This is a genomic window from Pseudomonas sp. M5A4_2d, from assembly GCF_053345295.1.
Window position 1 is genome coordinate 48372 of sequence record NZ_JBKEZW010000009.1, and the last position, 18092, is coordinate 66463.

The window sequence follows — 18092 nt, forward strand, 5'->3', positions numbered from 1 at the left end:
GCCCCGCTTCGGCGGGGCATGCGGCATTTGAATATGCTGCCCCGAGCACCAGCCGCTGCCTTGCAGCGGCTTTTGTATTTTCTGAAATAACGAAGTGGAGAGCCGCATGGTTCCCGTAATCGCCCTGGTGGGCCGACCTAACGTCGGCAAGTCCACCTTGTTCAACCGCCTGACCAGGACTCGCGACGCCATCGTCGGCGACTTGTCCGGTCTGACCCGTGATCGCCAATACGGTGAGGCAAAGTGGCAAGGGCGCTCCTACATTATTGTCGACACCGGTGGTATCTCCGGTGACGAGCATGGCATGGACGAAAAGATGGCCGAGCAGTCGCTGCTGGCCATTGAAGAAGCCGATGTTGTGTTGTTCCTGGTGGACGCCCGTGCGGGCTACACCGCTGCCGACCAGATGATTGGCGAGCACCTGCGCAAGCGCAACAAGCGGTCCTATTTGGTCGCCAACAAGATCGATAACATCGATCCTGAGGCTGCCCGCGCCGAGTTCAGCCCGATGGGCCTGGGCGACGCGATCCCGGTCGCCGGTGCGCACGGTCGCGGCATCACCCAGATGCTGGAAATCGCCCTGCGCGACTTCCCCAAGGATGACGACGAGGAAGAAGAGGGCGAAGCAGAGATCGTCGCCGAAGGTGAGGAAGCCAAGCGCATTCCTGGCCCGAGCGAAAAAGACGGTATCAAGATCGCCATCATCGGCCGCCCGAACGTCGGCAAGTCGACGCTGGTTAACCGCATGCTCGGTGAAGACCGGGTCATCGTGTATGACGAGCCCGGCACCACCCGCGACAGTATCTACATCCCGTTCGAGCGTAACGACGAGAAGTACACGCTGATCGACACCGCTGGTGTGCGCAAGCGCGGCAAGATCCACGAGGAAGTTGAAAAATTCTCGGTGGTCAAAACCCTGCAGGCGATCAAAGACGCCAACGTGGTGATCTTCGTGATGGACGCCCGCGAAGGCGTGGTGGACCACGACCTCAACTTGCTGGGCTTTGCCCTGGAAGCCGGTCGCGCCCTGGTGATCGCGATCAACAAATGGGACGGCATGACGCCGAGCGAGCGCGATTTCGTCAAGATCGAGCTGCAGCGTCGCCTGTTCTTCGTTGAATTCGCCGATATCCACTTTATCTCGGCGCTGCACGGCACCGGCGTGGGCAACCTCTACGCCTCCGTACAGAACTCGTTCAAGTCCGCGGTTACCCGCTGGCCGACCAACCGTCTGACCCAGATCCTGGAAGACGCAGTCGGCGAGCACGCGCCGCCGATGGTCAACAACCGCCGCATTAAACTGCGTTACGCCCACTTGGGTGGTGCCAACCCGCCGATTATCGTGATTCACGGTAACCAGATCGAGAAGGTGCCAAAGTCCTATGTGCGTTACCTGGAAAACACCTACCGCCGTGTCTTGAAACTGGTCGGTACGCCGATCCGTATCGAGTTCAAGGGTGGCGAGAACCCATACGAAGGCAACAAGAACACCTTGACTGACCGTCAGGTGAACAAGAAGCGTCGTTTGATGACTCACCACAAAAAGGCCGACAAGAAGCGCCGCGATAAGAAATAAGCGCCGCTTCAAGTTGTAAGCTACACGCTGCAAGAGAGGGCTCCTTTGGAGCCCTTTTTTGTGCCTGGCGGTTTGTGCCTTGACCCCACGCGGCCGGCAGCTTAAAACTTGGGTCTCACCTGCAGGGGCCTCCGATGATCACCAGCAAGCTGCCGAATGTCGGCACGACCATTTTCACCACCATGTCGCAACTCGCTGCCGAAACCGGCGCGCTCAACCTGTCCCAGGGCTTTCCTGATTTCAATGGCCCTAAGGCGTTGCTGGATGCGGTGGGCAAACACGTTGCCAGCGGGCATAACCAATATTCACCGATGACCGGCTTGCCGGCCCTGCGTCAGCAAGTGGCGGCCAAGATCGCGCGCAGCTATGGCGCCACGGTCAACCCCGACAGCGAAGTGACCATCACGCCTGGCGCCACTGCTGCAATCTTCTGCGCAATTCAGGCGGTGATTCGCAGCGGCGATGAGGTCATTGTGTTCGACCCCAGCTATGACAGCTATGAGCCCTCGGTTGAGCTGGCCGGTGGTCGCTGCGTGCACGTGCAACTGAGCCTGCAAGGCTTCGCCCTGGACGTTGAGAAGATCAAGGCCGCGCTCTCACCGCGCACGCGCATGATCATCCTTAATTCCCCGCACAACCCCACCGGTGCACTGATCAACCGTGCCGAGCTGGACCAATTGGCCGAACTGATCCGCGACCGTGATATTTACCTGGTCAGCGATGAGGTCTACGAACACCTGGTGTTCGACGGCGTGGCCCATGCCAGCGTGCTGGCCCACCCAGAGCTCTATCAGCGGGCGTTTGTGGTCAGTTCCTTCGGCAAGACTTACCACGTCACTGGCTGGAAAACCGGGTATGTGGTTGCGCCTCCAGCGCTGACCGCTGAACTGCGCAAGGTGCATCAATATGTCAACTTCTGCGGGGTGACCCCTTTGCAGTACGCGTTGGCTGACTTCATGGCCGAACACCCGGAACACGTCGAAGAACTGCCGGCTTTTTACCAGGCCAAGCGTGATCTGTTCTGCGACCTGCTGACGCCATCGCGCTTCAGCTTTACCCGGGTGGCCGGTACCTACTTCCAACTGGTGGATTACTCACAGATTCGCCCGGACCTGGATGACGTCGCCATGTCGTTGTGGATGACCCGCGAACACGGTGTGGCGACGATTCCGGTGTCGGTGTTCTATCAGCACCCACCCGAAGGCCAGCGCCTGGTGCGCCTGTGTTTTGCCAAACGCGAGGAGACGCTGCAACAAGCGGCGGAGAAACTATGCGTGATTTGAGTACATTGCCCGACCTGAATATCGCCCTGGTCCAAACCAGCCTGGTGTGGCATGACCGTCAGGCCAACCTCGAACATTTTGAGCTGCTGCTGGAACAGGCCAGGGGCGCCGATCTGATTGTGTTGCCGGAGATGTTTACCACCGGTTTCTCAATGGAATCGCAGACCCTAGCAGAGCGGGAAAACGGCCCGACCCAGCACTGGCTCCAAGCTCAGGCGGCGAAATACAACGCTGTGGTCACCGGGAGCGTGATCATCCAGGCCGCCGACGGCAGCCACCGCAACCGCCTGCTGTGGGCGCGGCCGGATGGCGAGGTGCTGCATTACGACAAGCGCCACCTGTTCCGTATGGCGGGCGAGCACGACCATTACACGCCGGGCGAGCGTCAGGTGCAGTTTGAGTTGAAGGGCTGGCGTATCCGTCCGCTGATTTGCTACGACCTGCGCTTCCCGGTGTGGAGTCGAGATGCTCAGGACACGGATTTGCTGCTGTATACCGCCAACTGGCCGGGTGCGCGGCGCCAGCATTGGAATCGGCTGTTACCGGCGCGAGCCATCGAGAATCTGTGCTACGTGGCTGCAGTGAATCGGGTGGGTACGGATGGCAAAGGCTTTGCCTACACCGGGGACAGTCAGGTGCTGGATTTCCAGGGTGAGACACTGCTGAGCGCGGGGGAGGCGGACGGGGTGTTTCAGGTGTGCCTGAATGCTGCGGAGTTGGCGGCGTATCGCACCAAGTTTCCGGCGAATCTGGATGCCGATGACTTTCAGTTTGTCTGATAGGCCGCTATCGCGGGCAAGCCCGCTCCCACAGGTGAATGCATTCCAAATGTGGGAGCCGGGCTTGCCCGCGATGAGGCCCTAGTAGACACCACAAATAAAAAGGCCCCTGGATTCTCACCCAGGGGCCTTTTGCATTTCAGGGGTAAGGCTTACGCCGCTTTTGCTTCCAGCTGGCTCAACGAGCGGTTCAGCGCACTGAACACCGCTTTAAAGCTGGCCGTGGTGATGTTTTCATCAATCCCCACACCGTGCACCGGACGCTCGCCATTCACGCGCAGTTCGATGTAAGCCGCGGCTTTGGCGTTGGTGCCGGCACCGATGGCGTGTTCGTTGTAGTCCATGATCTCGACCTTGATCGGCAGCGCGGCAACCAGCGCTTCGAGGGTGCCGTAGCCCTTGCCGTGCCAGCGCAGGTTGGTTTCGCCCTGGCCTTTGCCCGAGACTTCCACTTCCACCGTGCTGTTGCCGTTCTCTTCCTGCAGGCGATGGCTGACCAGCGCATACGGCGTATTGGCTTGCAGGTATTCACGCTGCAACAAGGCGTAGATCTGCGGTGCGGTCATTTCCAGGCCGACGCGATCGGTTTCAGCCTGTACCACTTGGCTGAATTCGATCTGCATGCGGCGCGGCAAGCTGATGTCGTATTCCTGCTCCAGCAGGTAGGCGATGCCGCCTTTGCCCGACTGGCTGTTTACACGAATCACCGCCTCGTAGCTGCGGCCGATATCGGCCGGGTCGATCGGCAAGTACGGTACTTCCCACAGCGCGTCGGCTTTTTGCTGGGTAAAGCCCTTGCGGATCGCGTCCTGGTGGGAGCCGGAGAACGCGGTGTGTACCAGGTCGCCAACGTAGGGGTGACGTGGGTGCACTTGGATCTGGTTGCACTCCTCGACGACTTTGCGCACGCCGTCGATGTCGGAGAAGTCCAGTTGCGGGTCAAGGCCCTGGGTGTACATGTTCAAGGCCACGGTGACCAGGTCGACGTTGCCGGTACGCTCGCCGTTGCCGAACAGGCAGCCTTCGACACGGTCGGCGCCGGCCATCAGGCCCAGCTCGGTGGCGGCCACGCCGGTGCCACGGTCGTTGTGGGTGTGCAGGCTGATGATCACGCTGTCACGGCGGTTGATATGGCGACCGAACCACTCGATCTGGTCGGCATAGATGTTCGGCGTGGCGCATTCAACCGTGGCCGGCAGGTTGAGGATCATCTTGTGCTCTGGTGTCGGGTTCCATACCTCGATCACCGCGTCACAGACTTCCTTGGCGAACTCCAGCTCTGTAGCGCTGAAGGTTTCCGGGGAGTATTCGAAGGTCCACTGGGTTTCCGGCTGCTGCGCGGCGTATTTGACGAACAGCTTGGCCGCGTTGACTGCGATGGCCTTGATGCCGTCCTTGTCCTGGTTGAACACGATGCGGCGGAACGACGGCGAGGTCGCGTTGTACAGGTGCACAATGGCTTTTTTCGCACCGCGCAGTGATTCGAAGGTGCGTGCGATCAAGTCTTCACGGCCCTGGGTCAGCACCTGGATGGTGGTGTCCTCGGGGATGTGGTTGTCTTCGATCAGGGTGCGCACGAAGTCGAAGTCGGTTTGCGAAGCGGCTGGGAACGAGGCCTCGATTTCCTTCACGCCGACGGCGACCAGCGTCTTCCAGAAGCGCAGCTTTTTCACCGCGTCCATCGGCTCGATCAGCGACTGGTTGCCATCACGCAGGTCGGAGCTGCACCAGATCGGCGCTTCGGTGATGGTTTTCGACGGCCAGGTGCGGTCCGGGATATCGATGGTCGGGAACGCACGGTACTTCGAAGACGGGTCTTTGAGCATGCTCATCGGGAAATCCTTTGTGGTAAGGGCCGAGAAAAGGCGGCCTGCCGTAAAACTGTTATTGGGGGCGAAGCTGGGGACGAGGCAGAACGATTCAGCCTGGCAGTCGTGCGCTGACGAGGCACAGGCTGCGGTGCTGGCGGAGCTGAATGAGGGTGTGAGAGGTTTTCATAAGCTCAACCCTAACCGCCGGGGTGAAAGATGGCAAGCAGTCGAGAAAAATTGAGAGAAGTTCTGCTATGGGTGTGGGAAACGAGATTTTATGGTGGGAAACAACTGGGTTGCTTGTTTTAATTGCGCGCCCTTTAAGGGGCGCGCAATTGTGTCATTCAGGGCTGGAAAGCGCCGATAAAGATCGCCGGGTCCACCCGTGCGTCATTGAGGCTGATGTTCCAGTGCATGTGTGGCCCGGTCGCACGGCCTGTTGAACCGACCTTGCCCACCACCGCGCCGCGCGCCAGTGTGTCACCGACCTTTACGTCGATCTTCGACATATGACAGAACATGCTGATAAAGCCTTGGCCATGGTCGACAAACACGGTATTGCCGTTAAAGAAGTAATTACCGGTGAGGATCACCTTGCCTGCCGCCGGGGTCTTGATCGGCGTGCCGGCACCTACGGCGAAGTCCAGGCCTGAATGGGGATTGCGTTCTTCACCATTGAAGAACCGACGCACGCCGAACTTGCTCGACAGCGGCCCGTTGACCGGCTTGTCCAGCAGCAAGTTGCTGGGCGTGTTCGGGCTGAAGCTGCGGTAGGCCTTGAGCTGAACGGCCAGTTCGCCCTCGATGCGTTTGAGTTGCGCCGGGTCCGGGTTCACCTGGCTTTTGTTCTTCAGGGTGATGTGCTGCTCGGGGTACTTCTTGAACCCCACCACAAACGGCAGGTTTTGCCCGCCACTGCTGATGCGTTGAGTGCCAGGTTTGACCGTCAGCGGTATCCCGACAATCGCCAGCCAGTTGTTCTGTTCCTTGACCACTAACACTGGCCGGTTCTGGTAGGTGGCTTTAGGCGCTGCCGCTGAAGTACCCAGGTCAACCACCGCGACGCCACCGGGCACCGGCTTGTTCAGCAGCCGAGTAATGTAGCTGTCGGCATGGGCGGTGAAGGTGAGGCACAACAGCATCAACAAGCTCAATAAACGTGGCATCAATCAATCCAGTAACGAAAGGGTGACGGGCGTCAGGTGGTTATCTTCCACCCGCACCTGCAGTTGGCCTTCACCGAGGCGTGCGGTCAGGCGCTGGCCAGTGTGGGTTTGCGCGGCGTTGCGGATCGCCTGGCCACGCTCGTCCAGCAAGATGCTGTAACCACGGCCGAGAGTCGCCAGCGGGCTGACCACTTGCAGCGTCTGCACCTGGCTTTGCAGTTGCAGGCGACGCGCCTTGAGACCTTCGCGCATGGCGCGGGGCAGGCGTTCGGCGAGGCTGTCCAGGCGTTGGCGCAGCAGGGCCAACTGACGGCCGGGGTGCTGGCCGGCGAGGCGGGTTTCCAGGCGGATCAAGCGTTCGCGACGGGTATTGAGGCTGCGCTCGAAAGCACGGCGCATCCGCATGTCCAGGTCATCCAGGCGCTGGGCCTGCTGGCGCAGGCGTTCGCCCGGGTGGCGCAGGCGGCGAGCCATGCCTTCCAGGCGCAGACGGTCGTGGGACAGCCGGTTGCGCATCAGCATCACCAGCCGGCGGTGCAGGTTTTCGACTTGGCGCACCCAATGGCTGGCGTCGGGTGCGAGCAACTCGGCGGCAGCGGAGGGTGTAGGCGCGCGCACGTCGGCGACGAAGTCGCAGATCGACACATCGGTCTCATGGCCGACGGCGCTGACGATCGGCGTTACGCAGGCATCCACCGCGCGCGCCACGGCTTCTTCGTTGAAGCACCACAGGTCTTCCAGCGAACCACCGCCACGGGCCAGGATCAGCGCATCAAACCCTCGCGCATCGGCCAGCTTCAGGGCGCGCACAATCTGCGAAACGGCTTCGCGGCCTTGCACGGCAGTGGGGATCAATGTCAGTTCAACGTTCGGCGCCCTGCGGCCGAACACGCTGATGATGTCGCGGATCACCGCGCCGGTTGGCGAACTGATAATGCCGATGCGCCGAGGGTGCGCCGGCAACGGCACCTTGCGTTCGGCACTGAACAAGCCTTCGGCGCTGAGCTTTTCCTTTAATGCATCGAAGGCCAGGCGCAGCGCGCCATCACCGGCAGGCTCTACGGTGTCGAGGATCAACTGGTAGTCGCCACGGCCCTCAAACAGCGAGACCTTGCCACGCACTTTAACGGCCAGGCCGTCCTTCAATGCCTGGCGCACCCTGGCGGCATTGTTGCGAAACAACGCGCAACGCACTTGGGCGCCGCTGTCCTTGAGGGTGAAATACACGTGGCCAGAGGCCGGGCGGGCGAGGTTGGAGATCTCGCCTTCGACCCAGATATTGGTGAACACGTCCTCCAGCAACACCCGCGCGCGGCCGTTGAGCTGGCTGACAGTCAGGACTTCGCGGTCCAGGCCCAGACGGGCAAAAGGATCTTTAATCATGGGCGGCAGTTTATAGGCATTCGTGCAAGGTTTGGCAGAATTGCTCGACCAGCGCGCTCGGCGCCTGGTGGCAGGCGAGGGCGACGGTGCTGAGGCTGTCCGGGTCGGCCAGGGGCAAAAAGTGCAGATTGGCAGGGGCGATGTCCTGCATGGATTTTGGTAACAAGGCAATACCGAAGCCGGCCTGGATCAATTGCAGCTGGGTCGTCTTGCGCGACATCACTCGCGCCGCCTTGGGGAAAAAACCTGCGCGCATACAGAGCTCGGCTGACAGGTAACTCAGGCCACCGCGTTGTGGGTGAGGAATAGAGATAAACGCTTCTTCCCTGAGCTGCGCCAATTCGACCGGTGTGTCGCTGCGCGCCAAGGGGTGATCCGGCGGCACCGCCAGCAACAGCTGCTCGCTGTATAAAGGCACCACACGCACACCTTCGCGCTGGCGCAACACCGGCAAGCGCAACAGCCCAACGTCCAGGCGGCCGTCGGCAATTTCCTCCAGTTGCGCTTCAGAGGACAGTTTGACGATGTCCATCGACACGCCCGGGCAGCGCGCCAGCCAGGTGCTGATGCCGTGCAGCAACGGCCCGCTCATCGGCACGGTGCTCGAATGGCTCAGGCGCAGCGTGCCAAACTGGCCATTGCCCACCTGCGTGGCCATTTCGCTGGCTTTGAGCAACTCGCTCAGCAGGTTGCGCGCCCGAGGGTAGAAGGCTTCACCGGCCGCCGTGAGCCGGGGTTGGCGCGCGGTGCGTTCGAACAAGGGAGTTTGCAGCTGTTTTTCCAGCGCCTTGATCTGTCGACTCAAGGCTGACTGCGCCACAAACAAACGTTCGGCCGCGGCGCTGAAGCTGCCGCTGTCGGCAATTTCGACGAAGTAGCGCAGTTGGCGAGTAGAGATCACGCGTCATGCCTTTTCGAGATGGGTGGAGGACTTTGTAGATATTAGTCGCAACGCTCGATGATGGCTAAAGTGACGGCCATCTCTTTCAAGGAAGTGCCCATGAGCCCGGTTGAGCTGATGAGTCAGTGGTCGTTTGGCAGCGTTGATTGGCTGATGATCGGCCTCGGTATTGTCGTGGCCTATATCGTGTTTGGTATCGCCGGGTTTGGCACGGCGCTGGTCGCGGGGCCGATCCTGATTGTGTTTATGCCATTGTCGAAGATCATCCCGCTGCTGGTGCTGCTGGATTTTGTCGCCGCCTTTGGCAACCTGCTGCAATCGCGGCGGGACGTGAACACGCCCGAGCTGTTGCGATTGCTGCCGTGCATGGCGGTGGGTTGCATACTCGGCGTGATCTTCTTGCTCAACCTGCATTCAGACCTGTTGCTGCTATTGATGGGGCTGTTTATCAGCGCCTACGCGATCTACAGCCTGGCGGTAAAAACCCGTCCGACACAGCTGGCGGCGGGCTGGTCGATTCCCATGGGCACCGTCGGCGGGCTGTTTGGTGCGTTGTTTGGCAGTGGCGGCTTTTTATATGCGATCTACCTGAACAGCCGTTTACCCAAGGACGCGGCGCGCGCCACGCAAAGTGCGCTGATCAGTTGCAGCACGGTGGTGCGCCTGAGCCTGTTTCTGATTGCCGGGGTGTATGCTGACGTGCCGCTGTTGATGTTGGCGTTGTGCCTGTTGCCGGCGATGGCCCTGGGGCTGTGGTTCGGGCGCCGGCTGACGATGCGTATGTCCCGTGAAGCCTTTGTAAAGCTGGTGACGTGGTTGGTGTTGGCCAGTGGCATTGCGTTGATCGGGCGGTACTTGAGCACTTGACCTGATTTCTTCAGGGATTAAGCTGCCAGCCTTTAGGGCCTCTTCGCGAGCAAGCCCGCTCCCACATTTGAATGTATTCGCAAATCAAAATGTGGGAGCGGGCTTGCTCGCGAAGGCGCCAGACGCCACACCGCAGGGCTCCCAGGCACCATGAACTCGCAAAGCATCCTTGTCCCGAAAATCTCCACCTTGCCCGTCCACGAACCCCGCGCGCGGGCGATCGTGCGCTGGCTGGTGCGCAAGAACATCATCAAGGAAGAACTGACCACCTGCGGCCGCACCGGCAACCGCATGGCTTACGCGCTGGCCGATGGCGCCCGCGCCGTGGTGCTGCACCCCGAAGCGCTGCCGTTCAACGAGCCGGTCAACGGCCTGGAGATCATCTACAAGCGCTGCATCTATACCCCGGCCAAGGGCTTTCTCGAAGAGGCCGGCTGCCCGGAATGCCTCAAGGAAGTTGGCGAGGCGCTGTTCGAAAGCCTCGAAGACTGGATGCCCGGCCACACCGACAACTTCACCTGCCCGCTGTGTGGGCATGAGGATGACATCAACGGGTTTCTGTTCCTGCAGGAATGCGGGTTTTCCAACCTGGGTTTCATCTTCAACAATTGGGCGGAGGCGGGTTTCAAGCAGAGCTTTATCGACGAATTTGCCGACTGGCTGGACCAGAAGATGAGTTGGGTCAAAGTCGAGCTTTAATCCATCTATCAGTATTACCAAGTTTGTCAGAGTTTTACATTGAGCCTGACCGGGTGCATGTATATAATGGCGCGCTTCCATTTTCCCGCTCGGGAGCCCCCGCGATGCTGCGTATCAGCCAAGAAGCTCTGACATTCGACGACATTCTCCTAGTGCCCGGTTATTCCGAGGTGCTTCCTAACGAAGTCAGTCTCAAGACCCGCCTAACCCGTGGCATCGAGCTGAATATTCCCCTGGTTTCTGCTGCCATGGACACCGTCACCGAAGCCCGTTTGGCAATCGCCATGGCTCAGGAAGGCGGCATCGGCATCATCCACAAGAACATGACCATCGAGCAGCAAGCTGCCGAAGTGCGCAAGGTCAAGCGTTACGAAGCCGGTGTGGTGAAAGATCCCATCACCATCGAAGCCGACGCCACCGTGCGTGACCTGTTCGACCTGACCCGCCTGCACAACATCTCCGGCGTTCCGGTGCTGCACGATGGCGACCTGGTCGGCATCGTCACTTCCCGTGACGTGCGTTTCGAGAACCGTCTTGAAGTCACCGTCCGCGAAGTGATGACGCCTAAAGAGCGCCTCGTCACTGTCAAGGAAGGCGCCGACAAGAACGATGTGCGCGAACTGCTGCACAAGCACCGCATCGAGCGCGTGCTGATCGTCGATGACAAATTCGCCCTCAAAGGCATGATGACCGTCAACGACATCGAAAAAGCCAAGGCTTACCCGCTGGCCAGCAAGGATGACCAAGGTCGTCTGCGTGTTGGCGCGGCAGTCGGCACCGGTAAAGACACCGGTGACCGTGTTGCGGCCCTGGTCGCTGCCGGTGTTGACGTGGTGGTGGTCGACACTGCCCACGGTCACTCCAAAGGCGTGATCGACCGCGTTCGCTGGGTCAAACAGAATTTCCCTGACGTGCAGGTGATCGGCGGCAACATCGCCACCGGCGCAGCCGCCAAGGCTCTGGCCGAAGCCGGCGCCGATGCGGTCAAGGTTGGTATCGGCCCTGGCTCGATCTGCACCACGCGTATCGTCGCCGGTGTGGGCGTGCCGCAAATCAGCGCCATCGCCAACGTTGCCGCTGCCCTTGAAGGCACTGGCGTTCCGTTGATCGCCGACGGCGGCATCCGTTTCTCCGGTGACCTGTCCAAGGCCATCGTTGCCGGTGCTTCCTGCGTGATGATGGGCTCGATGTTCGCCGGTACTGAAGAAGCGCCGGGCGAGATCGAACTGTTCCAGGGCCGTTCGTACAAGGCTTACCGTGGCATGGGTTCGCTGGGCGCCATGTCCCAGGCACAAGGCTCCTCCGACCGCTACTTCCAGGACTCCTCGGCAGGCGCCGAGAAGCTCGTTCCGGAAGGCATCGAAGGCCGTGTTCCTTACAAGGGCACCCTGAGCGCGATCATCCATCAACTGATGGGCGGCCTGCGTTCCTCGATGGGCTACACCGGCAGCGCCGACATCGAAGAAATGCGCACCAAGCCAGAGTTCGTACGGATCACCGGCGCCGGCATGGCTGAATCCCATGTCCACGACGTGCAGATCACCAAGGAAGCGCCAAACTACCGCGTAGGTTGAGGCTTCCAGCAAAACGTTAAGTAACCGGGGCTGTTCTTTCAGCCCCGAGTTGTTTCTGATTCATTAGACGAGACTGACTTCATGGCCCTCGACATTCACGCCCACCGCATCCTGATCCTCGACTTCGGTTCCCAGTACACCCAACTGATCGCCCGCCGCGTGCGTGAAATTGGCGTGTACTGCGAACTGCACCCGTTCGACATGGACGACGAAGCGATCCGCGAATTCGCACCTAAAGGCGTCATCCTCGCCGGTGGCCCCGAGTCCGTGCACGAAGCCAACAGCCCGCGCTGCCCGCAAGCCGTATTTGACCTGGGCGTGCCTGTCTTCGGTATCTGCTACGGCATGCAGACCATGGCCGAGCAACTGGGTGGCAAGGTTGAAGGTTCCGAGCTGCGTGAATTCGGTTATGCCCGTGTCGACGTGGTCGGCAAAAGCCGCCTGCTGGACGGCATCGAAGACCACATCGACGCCGACGGCCTGTTCGGCCTCGACGTATGGATGAGCCACGGTGACAAGGTCACCAAGATGCCGCAAGACTTCCACATCCTGGCCAGCACCCCGAGCTGCCCGATCGCCGGCATGTTCAACGACGAGCGCGGCTACTACGGCGTGCAGTTCCACCCGGAAGTGACCCACACCAAGCAAGGCGGCCGCATCCTGTCGCGCTTCATCCTCGACATCTGCGAGTGTGAAGCCCTGTGGACCCCGTCGAAAATCGCCGAAGACGCGATTGCCAACGTGCGTGCCCAGGTCGGCACCGACAACGTGCTGCTCGGCCTGTCCGGCGGCGTTGACTCCTCCGTAGTTGCCGCGCTGCTGCACAAAGCCATCGGCGACCAGCTGACTTGCGTCTTCGTCGACAACGGCCTGCTGCGCCTGCACGAAGGTGAGCAAGTGATGGCCATGTTCGCCGAGAACATGGGCGTCAAAGTGATCCGCGCCAACGCAGAAGATCAGTTCTTGAATAACCTGGCCGGCGAGTCCGACCCGGAGAAGAAGCGCAAGATCATCGGCCGCACCTTCATCGACGTCTTCGATGCCCAGGCCAAACACCTGGACAACATCAAGTACCTCGCCCAGGGCACCATCTACCCTGACGTGATCGAGTCGGCCGGCGCCAAGAGCGGCAAGGCCCACGTGATCAAGTCCCACCACAACGTGGGTGGCCTGCCTGAGGAAATGAACCTCAAGCTGGTAGAACCGCTGCGCGAACTGTTCAAGGACGAAGTCCGCCGTCTGGGCCTGGAACTCGGCCTGCCGTACGACATGGTCTACCGCCACCCATTCCCAGGCCCGGGCCTGGGCGTGCGCATCCTGGGTGAAGTGAAGAAGGAATACGCCGACCTGCTGCGTCGCGCCGACCACATCTTCATCGAAGAACTGCGCAAAGCCGACTGGTACCACAAAGTCAGCCAGGCGTTCGTGGTGTTCCAGCCGGTGAAATCGGTTGGCGTTGTAGGCGATGGCCGTCGTTACGCCTGGGTTGTGGCCCTGCGTGCCGTAGAAACCATCGACTTCATGACCGCACGTTGGGCGCACCTGCCGTACGAACTGCTGGAAACTGTCAGCGGCCGTATCATCAATGAGATCGAAGGTATTTCGCGCGTGACGTATGACGTGTCGAGCAAGCCGCCGGCGACGATTGAGTGGGAGTGATCCTGCGTAGCAGGTGAGCGCTGAATAACAAAACCCCGGCCATGTGCCGGGGTTTTGTGTTTCTGGAATACGCTAAATCAAACACCATCGATCAAAAGTGTGGGAGCGGGCTTGCTCGCGAATGCGGTGTGTCAGTTGATGAACAGGTGACTGATACCCCGCATTCGCGAGCAAGCCCGCTCCCACATTTGATCTTCGCTCGGGCCTCAGCGCCGGGCAATGTCCGAAAAATAAAACTTATCCAACGTATGCCGTGACTCGGTGTACTCGAACTGCCGCCCGTCCTGCAAAAACGTCTGGTTACTCACCACGATCACATGGCTTTGCCCATCCAGGTCCAGATGTGCCTGGTCGTCTTTGCTGCGGGGCAGGGCTTCGATGGTGCGCTGCGCGTAGCTGATCTGCAGCTGCAAGGTGTCTTCGATAAACGCATAGATCGACTGCTCGGCGATGTCACGGTCCAGGCCTGGGATCAGGTCGGCGACGAAGTGGTTGATGTCGAGGATCACCCGTTTGCCGCCGATGCGTCGTACCCGTTTGATCCGCGTGATCAGCGTGCCGGGCTCGGCTTCGATGTGTTGCAGCAGTGAGCCTTCCAGCGGCAACTGGCTGAATTCGACGACGTCGGTGCGTACGTCATCGCCCAGGTCGGCGTGGGTTTCGTGGAAGCTGACGATGCCACCCAGTTGGAACTCGATCGGGTTGGGCGACAGCACGAAGGTGCCCTTGCCGTGGATTTTTTGCGCAAACCCGCGTTCCTGCAGCTGCTCGATAGCGCGGCGCACGGTGCCACGGCTGGCTTGGTAGACGTCCATCAGTTCGGTTTCGGAGGGAAGGCGCGTGCCGCGTTGCAGGCGTTCAGTGGTGATGTTGGCAAGCAGATCGGTATAGATCTGGTTGTATTTGCTCATGGCGATGGCTCTGTGCCCGACGTGATGAAGGGTGAACGGTGTTCAAGGCAGGAACCTTAGTGGCAGAGGTGGGCTTTGTCCATTGGGCCCAAGTGGAATAAGAGAAATGTCTGACTTAAAACTCAGAAAAATAAACATTTCTTAACTCGTACAGACGAGTTATTGCTTTAACTCGTACAGACGAGTATTTTTGCCCTCGGCGTGCTGCCAATGACTGCCCCCAAATAAAAAAATCAAAGTGGATACCAAGCATGAGCCACGATTATTCGAATATCGCCCGCGAGATTCTCGAGAACCTCGGGGGCAGCGACAACCTTGAGCAAGCTGCCCACTGCGTGACGCGTCTGCGCCTCGCGCTCAAGGACCCGAGCCTGGTCAAGAGCAGTGCGTTGAACCAGGTCGATCTGGTCAAAGGCTCGTTCTTCACCGGTGGTTTGTTTCAGGTGGTGATCGGCCCGGGTGAAGTGGAAAAGGTCTACGCCGCACTGCGCGAACAGACCGGCCTCGCCGCCGCCACCATCGCCGACGTGAAGAAGAAGGGCGCCGACAAGACCAACGCGATGCAGCGTCTGGTGCGGGTGTTCTCCGATGTGTTCATGCCGATCCTGCCCGCACTGATCATCGCCGGCCTGCTGATGGGCGTGAACAACCTGATGGGCGCCAAAGGCATGTTCATCGAGGGCAAGACGCTGCTGGAGGCCTATCCGAACCTGGACGGCCTGTGGAGCCTGATCAACCTGATGGCCAACACCTCGTTCGTGTTCCTGCCGGCGCTGGTGGGGTGGTCGGCGGCCAAGCGCTTTGGCGGCAGTGAAATCCTCGGCATCGTGCTCGGCCTGATGCTGGTGCACCCCGATCTGCTCAACGCGTGGAACTACGGCAAGGCAGTCGCCGGGCTCGATGGCCAGAGCCTGCCTTACTTCGATATTTTCGGCTGGTTCAAGATCGAAAAAGTCGGCTACCAGGGGCAGATCCTGCCAATTCTGATGGCGGCCTATGTGATGAGCGTGATTGAAAAATGGCTGCGCGCACGGGTGCCGAATGCGATTCAACTGCTCGTTGTGCCCATCACCACCATCGTCGTCACCGGCGTGCTGGCCCTGGCAATCATCGGCCCGGTCACCCGCCACCTCGGCATCCTGATCACCGAAGGCGTAGTCACCCTGTTTGACCTGGCGCCGATGGTCGGCGGAGCGATTTTCGGCCTGCTGTATGCGCCGCTCGTTATCACCGGCATGCACCACATGTTCCTCGCCGTGGACCTGCAGCTTATCTCGACCCAGGGGGGCACCTTTATCTGGCCGATGATCGTGATGTCCAACCTGGCCCAGGGCAGCGCCGCGCTTGGTGTGTTCTACATGACCCGCAACGCGCGGGACAAAAGCATGGCTTCCACCTCGGCCATTTCTGCTTACTTCGGTATCACTGAACCGGCGATGTTCGGGGTGAACCTGCGCTTCAAGTTTCCGTTCTATGCCGCGCTGCTGGGCTCGGCGTTGGGCAGCATTTTCCTGTCGTTGAACAAGGTGACCGCCTCGGCCATCGGCGTCGGTGGTTTGCCGGCGTTTATCTCAATTCTTCCGCAGTACATCCCGGTTTTTGTCATCGGCATGGTCATCGCGATTGTGGTGCCGTTTGTTCTGACCTGTGCGTTGAGCATGAAGATTGTGCGGCCGGGGTATCGCGTCGCTTGATCGATCGCTATCGCAGGCAAGCCAGCTCCCACATTTGAATGTGTTCACAAATCAAAGTGGGAGCCGGGCTTGCCCGCGATGAGGCCCTCAAAGCCAACACACAACTTAATTGAAGGAGTCCACCATGCAAAACTGGCAACACTCGGTGATCTACCAGATCTACCCGAAAAGCTTCCACAGCCACGCGGGTAACGCCACCGGTGACCTGCTGGGCATCGTGGACAAACTCGATTACCTGAAATGGCTGGGCGTGGACTGCCTGTGGATCACCCCGTTCCTGCGCTCGCCGCAACGCGATAACGGCTACGACATCAGCGACTACTACGCCATCGACCCCAGCTACGGGACCATGGCCGATTGTGACCTGCTGATCAGCGAAGCGGCCAAGCGCGGCATCAAGCTGATGCTCGACATTGTGGTCAACCATACCTCCATCGAGCATGAGTGGTTCCAGCAGGCGCGCAGCAGCCTCGACAACCCGTACCGCGACTTCTACATCTGGCGCGACCAGCCGAATAACTGGGAATCCAAGTTCGGCGGCTCGGCCTGGGAATACGAGGCGCAAACCGGCCAGTACTTCCTGCACCTGTTCGACCACACCCAGGCTGACCTGAATTGGGACAACCCCAAAGTGCGTGCCGAAGTGTTCAAGCTGATGCGCTTCTGGCGTGACAAAGGCGTGGGTGGCTTCCGCCTGGATGTGATCAACCTGATCTCCAAGCCTGCCGATTTCCCCGAAGACAACACCGACGGCCGCCGCTTCTACACCGACGGCCCGAACGTGCATGAATACCTGCAGGAAATGCACCGCGAAGTCTTCGAGGGCCATGACCTGATCAACGTTGGCGAGATGTCGTCGACCAGCCTGGAACACTGCATCCGCTATTCGAATCCTGCATCGAAAGAGTTGTCGATGACCTTCAACTTTCATCACCTGAAAGTGGATTACCCGAACCTGCAAAAGTGGGTGAAGGCTGACTTCGATTTCCTGCAACTCAAGCAGATTTTTTCCGACTGGCAGCTGGGCATGCAGGCCGGTGGCGGCTGGAACGCGCTGTTCTGGTGTAACCACGACCAGCCGCGGGTGGTCTCGCGGTTTGGTGACGACGGTGAGTACCGCGTGGTCTCGGCCAAGATGCTCGCCACCGCGCTGCACTTCCTCCAGGGCACGCCGTATGTGTACCAGGGCGAAGAACTGGGCATGACCAATCCGGGGTTCGACAAGATTGATCAGTACCGAGATGTCGAGACGCTGAACATCTTCCGGCTCAAGCGCGATGCCGGTGAGTCCGAGGCGTCGAGCATGGCGGCGATCATGCAGAAGTCGCGCGACAACGGCCGCACGCCGATGCAGTGGAGCACGCAGGCCAATGCCGGTTTCAGCAGCGGGGAACCGTGGATCGGTATTCCGGACAACGCGGCGCAGATCAACGTCGAAAGCCAACTGGACGACCCGGATTCGGTGCTGCATCACTACCGCGCGCTGATTGCGTTGCGTCGTCACGAGCCGCTGATCCAGGAGGGTGTTTATCGCCAACTGCTGCAAGACCACCTCCAGGTCTGGGCGTATCTGCGCGAAGGCGATGGCGAGCGCTTGTTGGTGCTGAACAATTTTTACGGCACACCCTGCGAAATCCAACTGCCGGAAGGCGTCATCAGTGCGGCGAACGAGCAACGCCTGCTGATCAGCAATTACCCCGAATGCCCATTGCGTTCGAGCACGGTGGTGTTGCGACCTTATGAGTCGTTTGTGCTGCACCTCAAGGACTGAGACCCGCTTCAACCCCTG

14 protein-coding genes are annotated in these 18092 nt (G+C 60.0%); 9 read left to right on the plus strand and 5 right to left on the minus strand.

Going from position 1 to position 18092, the window contains the following annotated elements; genetic code table 11:
* Positions 1-106: 106 nt before the first annotated feature.
* The 3 genes from der to ACLBW8_RS20815 all read left to right on the plus strand — a co-directional run bounded on the left by der (position 107) and on the right by ACLBW8_RS20815 (position 3638).
* Positions 107-1576 (plus strand): ribosome biogenesis GTPase Der, encoded by a 1470-nt coding sequence (der, locus tag ACLBW8_RS20805; RefSeq protein WP_064454035.1) that lies wholly within the window; start codon positions 107-109, stop codon positions 1574-1576.
* Positions 1577-1710: 134 nt separating this feature from the next.
* Complete coding sequence (locus ACLBW8_RS20810; RefSeq protein WP_221295599.1) at positions 1711-2859, plus strand: pyridoxal phosphate-dependent aminotransferase; 1149 nt, start codon at positions 1711-1713, stop codon at positions 2857-2859.
* On the plus strand, positions 2847-3638 hold the full coding sequence (locus ACLBW8_RS20815) for an amidohydrolase (RefSeq protein WP_221295598.1): 792 nt from the start codon (positions 2847-2849) through the stop codon (positions 3636-3638). Before ACLBW8_RS20810 ends, ACLBW8_RS20815 begins: the two co-directional genes overlap by 13 nt.
* A 152-nt stretch (positions 3639-3790) precedes the next feature.
* Here ACLBW8_RS20815 and leuA read toward each other — a convergent pair whose 3' ends face one another.
* The 4 genes from leuA to ACLBW8_RS20835 all read right to left on the minus strand — a co-directional run bounded on the left by leuA (position 3791) and on the right by ACLBW8_RS20835 (position 8899).
* Complete coding sequence (leuA, locus tag ACLBW8_RS20820; RefSeq protein ID WP_053257867.1) at positions 3791-5470, minus strand: 2-isopropylmalate synthase; 1680 nt, start codon at positions 5468-5470, stop codon at positions 3791-3793.
* Positions 5471-5793: 323 nt separating this feature from the next.
* On the minus strand, positions 5794-6615 hold the full coding sequence (locus tag ACLBW8_RS20825) for a peptidoglycan DD-metalloendopeptidase family protein (protein ID WP_262666229.1): 822 nt from the start codon (positions 6613-6615) through the stop codon (positions 5794-5796).
* A 3-nt stretch (positions 6616-6618) separates the two neighbouring features.
* Entirely contained in the window at positions 6619-7998 is a 1380-nt protein-coding gene (xseA, locus tag ACLBW8_RS20830; protein WP_064454031.1) for an exodeoxyribonuclease VII large subunit, read from the minus strand.
* 10 nt (positions 7999-8008) lie between these two features.
* The gene (locus ACLBW8_RS20835; RefSeq protein ID WP_447806205.1) at positions 8009-8899 is read right to left on the minus strand and encodes a LysR family transcriptional regulator; all 891 of its coding nucleotides are present in this window, start codon (positions 8897-8899) and stop codon (positions 8009-8011) included.
* Between the two features lie 99 nt (positions 8900-8998).
* Between ACLBW8_RS20835 and ACLBW8_RS20840 the strand changes: the two genes are divergently transcribed.
* From ACLBW8_RS20840 to guaA, 4 genes are all read left to right on the plus strand, one after another.
* Positions 8999-9766, plus strand: coding sequence for a sulfite exporter TauE/SafE family protein (locus tag ACLBW8_RS20840; RefSeq protein ID WP_447806206.1), 768 nt, complete (start codon positions 8999-9001; stop codon positions 9764-9766).
* 150 nt (positions 9767-9916) lie between these two features.
* Positions 9917-10465, plus strand: coding sequence for a hypothetical protein (locus ACLBW8_RS20845; RefSeq protein WP_058422675.1), 549 nt, complete (start codon positions 9917-9919; stop codon positions 10463-10465).
* Between the two features lie 104 nt (positions 10466-10569).
* Positions 10570-12039, plus strand: a complete 1470-nt coding sequence (gene guaB, locus ACLBW8_RS20850; RefSeq protein WP_003209646.1) for an IMP dehydrogenase — start codon at positions 10570-10572, stop codon at positions 12037-12039.
* 81 nt (positions 12040-12120) lie between these two features.
* Positions 12121-13698 carry a glutamine-hydrolyzing GMP synthase gene (gene guaA, locus ACLBW8_RS20855; RefSeq protein WP_064454028.1) on the plus strand — a complete coding sequence of 526 codons (1578 nt, stop codon included), beginning with the start codon at positions 12121-12123 and terminating at the stop codon, positions 13696-13698.
* Positions 13699-13904: 206 nt separating this feature from the next.
* Here the strand turns inward: guaA and treR are convergent, their stop codons facing one another.
* Positions 13905-14609 (minus strand): trehalose operon repressor, encoded by a 705-nt coding sequence (gene treR, locus ACLBW8_RS20860; RefSeq protein WP_447806207.1) that lies wholly within the window; start codon positions 14607-14609, stop codon positions 13905-13907.
* Between the two features lie 251 nt (positions 14610-14860).
* Here treR and treP point away from each other — a divergent pair, with 251 nt between their 5' ends.
* On the plus strand, positions 14861-16303 hold the full coding sequence (treP, locus tag ACLBW8_RS20865) for a PTS system trehalose-specific EIIBC component (RefSeq protein ID WP_064454025.1): 1443 nt from the start codon (positions 14861-14863) through the stop codon (positions 16301-16303).
* 124 nt (positions 16304-16427) lie between these two features.
* On the plus strand, positions 16428-18074 hold the full coding sequence (treC, locus tag ACLBW8_RS20870) for an alpha,alpha-phosphotrehalase (protein ID WP_447806208.1): 1647 nt from the start codon (positions 16428-16430) through the stop codon (positions 18072-18074).
* The last annotated feature ends 18 nt before the right edge of the window (positions 18075-18092 follow it).